The organism is Scatolibacter rhodanostii, assembly GCF_900197595.1.
GTDB lineage: Bacteria > Bacillota > Clostridia > Oscillospirales > Acutalibacteraceae > Scatolibacter > Scatolibacter rhodanostii.
Genome location: NZ_FZLO01000012.1, coordinates 1 through 4,653, shown reverse-complemented (window position 1 = coordinate 4,653; position 4,653 = coordinate 1). Strand labels below are relative to the sequence as shown.

Below are 4,653 nucleotides of genomic sequence, written 5' to 3'. Positions count from 1 at the left end.
CAGCTTCTGGATTGGCAGGAGCGCATTATCCGCGACCTATTCGGCATTGTCAGAAAAGATACACAGTGCCGACAATTTCGCAGAGCTTACATAGAAGTTCCAAAGAAAAACGGAAAAAGTGAATTAGGCGCGGCAATCGCCTTGCTTTTAACTTGCACAGATATGGAACACGGTGCTGAAGTATATGGTTGTGCGACAGACAGAGCGCAAGCCTCCAGAATTTTTGATGTAGCAGTGGATATGGTCGACCAGTTTCCCTTTCTGAAACAGCACATCAAATTGTCTATCGCCGCCAAACGCATGACGTTTAAACCACTCAATTCATTTTACCAAGTTTGCTCTGCCGAAGCCTACACAAAAGACGGCTTAAATGCCTCTGGAATCATATTCGATGAGCTTCATGCCCAACCGGACAGGAGGCTTTTTGACGTTATGACGGCTGGTTCTGGTTTAGCTCGTGAACAACCACTTCTATTTATGATTACCACAGCTGGGTTTGACAGAAACAGCATTTGCTATGAGCAACACCGCAAAGCAGAGAATATTCTCCGTGGAAAAATTGTCGACCCTACCTTTTATCCTGTGATTTTTTCTGCTGATGAAGAGGAAGATTGGCGCTCCCCAGAAGTCTGGAAAAAAGTCAATCCCAGTTTTGGAGTTACCATCGATCCATCAGGATTTCAAATGGAATTTGAAGATGCGCAGCTCAATATCACGCAGGAGAACCGTTTCAGACGACTGAATCTGAATCAATGGGTAACACAAGAATCACGCTGGATGCCCATGGAAAAGTGGGATTCTTGTAATTTTCCTGTTGACAAAAACTTGCTCAAAGGTCGCACCTGTTATGCAGGACTGGACTTGTCCTCCACACAGGATATGAGTGCTTTTGTGCTGGTGTTTCCTCCAATAGATCCGACCGATGAATATGACAAATATCAGATACTTCCATTCTTTTGGATTCCCAAAGATGCAATGCACAAGCGTGTATTAAAAGACCACGTTCCCTACGATCAGTGGCAAGCAAAAGGACTTCTGCAAGCTACCGAGGGTGCAGTCATAGATTACAATTTTGTACAGCACAAAATTCTGGAACTCAAGAAAATCTATCGCATACAGGAAGTTGCCTACGATATGTGGGGAGCACCTCAGCTTCGGCAAAATTTAGAAGATGCCGGAGTAAAGATGATTCAGTTTGGGCAGGGTTTTAAGTCTATGTCACCGCCCTCAAAGGAACTTATGAGGCTCGTATTACAAGAGAAAATTGCGCATAATGGCAACCCCGTTTTAAGGTGGAACTTTGACAATATTGTTGTCAAACAAGATGAAGCTGGTAACATTAAGCCTGACAAGAAAAAAGCTACCGAAAAGATAGACGGTGCTGTCGCTACGATTATGGCTTTGGCGCGTGCTTTGGTTCAGGAAGATCACACCAGCGTTTACGACAAAGAAGATCGTGGACTTTACTACTACAAGAAAGGAATGTGATATGGGACTTTTTTCACGCAAAAAGAAAGATAAGCCGAAAAACAGTCTTTCTACCACAAAATCATTTTTCTGGGGTTCGTCCAATTCTGGTGCTTATGTGAATGAACGCACGGCTCTTGAAACATCAGCCGTCTATTCCTGTGTCCGTGTGATTTCAGAAGCCATTGCTTGTCTGCCTCTCCATGTCTATGAATATGACGGCGAGGGTACAAATATCGCCAGAAATCATGAGCTTTATGATTTGCTTCATAACGAGCCGAATCCTGAAATGTCGAGCTTTGTTTTCAGGCAGACATTGATGAGCCATTTGCTTTTATACGGCAATGCCTATGCTCAGATTATCCGTGATGCTGGCGGCAGAATTCAAGCACTCTATCCCTTGTTTCCTGATAAAATGGATGTGAGCCGTGCTGAGAACGGTCAGCTATATTACACCTATTGGCGCAGTGCTGATGAAAAGCGCAAAGGCGATAAAACGGGTGGAATCATTTTGCATAATGATGAGGTTTTGCATATCCCCGGTCTTTCTTTTGACGGTTTAGTGGGTTATGCACCCATTGCCCTTGCTAAAAATCCCATTGGACTAGCGATTGCCGCCGAAGAATATGGAGCAAGCTTCTTTTCCAACAACGCAAGTCCAGGTGGGTTGCTCGAACATCCGGGGACACTTGAGAACAAGCAGAAAATCCGTGAAACTTGGGAAGCTCTCTATGGTGGCAGCACGCAACATCATGGCATTGCTGTATTAGAGGAGGGCATGAAATTCACCCCCATAACCATACCTCCAGACCAAGCGCAATTCCTTGAAACTCGTAAATTCCAACTCAATGAGATTGCACGCATTTTTCGCATTCCACCCCATATGATTGGCGACCTTGATAAGTCATCGTTCGCCAATATCGAACAACAAAGTCTTGATTTCGTCAAAAACACACTTGAACCGTGGGTGATTTTATGGGAACAGGAAATGCAGCGCACGCTTTTTACAAAAGAAGAACGCAAGCGATATTTCATCAAATTTAATATAGACGGCTTGCTTCGCGGTGATTATGAAACACGCATGAAAGGCTATTCTATGGGATTTCAGAGTGGTTATTACAGTATCAATGACATTCGGAAACTCGAAAATATGAACCCGATTGAAAACGGGGATACCCATTTTATCAACGGCAATATGCTCCCCTTGCATCTCGCTGTCAAGGGAGCATATGTGAAAGACAAGGGTGGTGATGGCAATGCATAAATTCTGGAATTTTGACGACTTTGGCGGAGAACGTGTTTTGTACTTAGAGGGTGCCATTTCCGATGAGACTTGGTGGGGTGATGAAGTCACACCGCAAATCTTTAAGCAAGATTTATATGCTGGTACAGGTGATGTAACCGTGTCTATCAATTCACCCGGTGGTGATGTGTTCGCTGCCGCCGCAATTTACACCATGCTCAAAGAGTATCCGGGTAAAATCACAGTGAAAATATCAGCACTGGCGGCTTCTGCGGCAAGTGTTGTGGCAATGGCTGGCGATACAATTTTGATGAGTCCTGTTGCCATGATGATTCATAACCCCTCTACCATTGCCATTGGTGATAGCGATGAAATGCTCAGAGCAAAAAATATGCTTGATGAAGTGAAAGAAAGTATTATCAACGCTTATGCCACTAAGACGAATTTATCACGCAGTAAAATCAGCGATATGATGGACAGTGAATCTTGGATGGACATGAATAAAGCCATAAAGTTAGGCTTTGCCGATGGCATTCTTGAGAATGTGAGTCCGGTTACACAAAATCATTCAGATGGCATGGTTTTCAGCAGAAAGGCTGTGTCGGCTTCCTTTATCAGCAAGTTTCTCACAGCAAATGCAAAGCCGCCAAAACCCGGCACACCGTATGAACATTTAGAATCACGCATAGATTTAATTAAATTCCGCAATTAGGAGGGTCTTATGTCTGTCATTATTGAACTTCGCAAAAAACGCACACAAAATTGGGATGCCGCCAAAGCGTTCCTCGAATCCAAACGGGACAAAGACGGCATTGTGTCACCCGAGGACACAGCTATTTATGAGAAAATGGAGGCTCAAGTGGTGGAAATAGGTCACCAAATTGAGCTTTTAGAACGTCAGCGTGATCTGGACGATAGCTTTTCTCAAATCGTTGGCACGCCATATCTTCCGGCAGTTCCCGGTGCTGAAGGCATTAACACCCAAAAAACAGGCAGAGCTTCCATTGAATACAAGCGTGATTTTTGGAATGCCATTCGTGGAAGAAGTGTTACCAATGCCCTGCAAGTTGGCACAGATAGTGAGGGTGGTTATCTTGTTCCTGATGAGTTTGAACGCACCTTGGTTCAGGCTTTAGAAGTGCAGAATATCTTCCGTCAATTTGCTCATGTCATTCAGACGGCTAACGGAGAACGAAAAATTCCCGTGGTGGCTTCCACAGGTTCTGCTTCTTGGGTCGATGAAGAGGGTACAATTACGGATAGTGACGATGCTTTTTCGCAAGTTTCACTTTCTGCATACAAGCTCGGTACGCTGATTAAGGTATCCGATGAACTTTTAAATGACAGCGTTTTCAACCTTGAAGCCTACATAGCCAAAGAATTCGCACGCAGAATTGGCAACAAAGAGGAAGAAGCTTTTATCGTTGGTGATGGCTCTGGAAAGCCGACAGGTGTTTTCTCTGCCACAGGCGGCGGTCAGACTGGAGTAACAGCCGCCAGTGCGACTGCCATCACTTTTGATGAAGTAATCGATCTCTATCATTCGCTGAAACAGCCGTATCGCAATACCGCCATATTCATCACCAATGATGCAACCATTAAGGCGATTCGCAAGCTGAAAACCACCGATGGGCAATATCTATGGAGTCCGTCTATTAAAGACGGCGCGCCGGATACCATTCTCGGCAGACCTGTGTACACCTCACCTTATGTGCCGACCATTGCCTCAAATGCCTCAGTTATGGCATTCGGTGATTTCTCTTACTATTGGATTGGCGACAGACAAGGCAGAACATTCCAGCGACTGAATGAACTTTATGCCGTTACAGGGCAGCGTGGATTTATTGCCACTCAGCGTGTTGACGGCAAACTCATTTTGCCTGAAGCTGTGAAAATCCTCAAAATGGGTGCTGGGACATGATAGAGGGACTACTTGAGAAAGT

General features: G+C 44.7%; 4 protein-coding genes. All 4 read left to right on the top strand.

Annotated elements, in window-relative coordinates; genetic code table 11:
- On the top strand, positions 1–1,488 hold a 1,488-nt coding region (locus tag CS931_RS12515), incomplete at its 5' end, for a terminase large subunit (RefSeq protein WP_099206218.1).
- Position 1,489: 1 nt separating this feature from the next.
- Complete coding sequence (locus CS931_RS12510; RefSeq protein ID WP_099206217.1) at positions 1,490–2,731, top strand: phage portal protein; 1,242 nt, start codon at positions 1,490–1,492, stop codon at positions 2,729–2,731.
- Positions 2,724–3,422, top strand: a complete 699-nt coding sequence (locus tag CS931_RS12505; RefSeq protein WP_099206219.1) for a head maturation protease, ClpP-related — start codon at positions 2,724–2,726, stop codon at positions 3,420–3,422. The genes CS931_RS12510 and CS931_RS12505 overlap by 8 nt, the downstream gene beginning before the upstream one ends.
- 9 nt (positions 3,423–3,431) lie before the next feature.
- Positions 3,432–4,631: a phage major capsid protein gene (locus CS931_RS12500; protein ID WP_099206216.1), complete on the top strand. Its 1,200-nt coding sequence runs from the start codon at positions 3,432–3,434 to the stop codon at positions 4,629–4,631.
- The last annotated feature ends 22 nt before the right edge of the window (positions 4,632–4,653 follow it).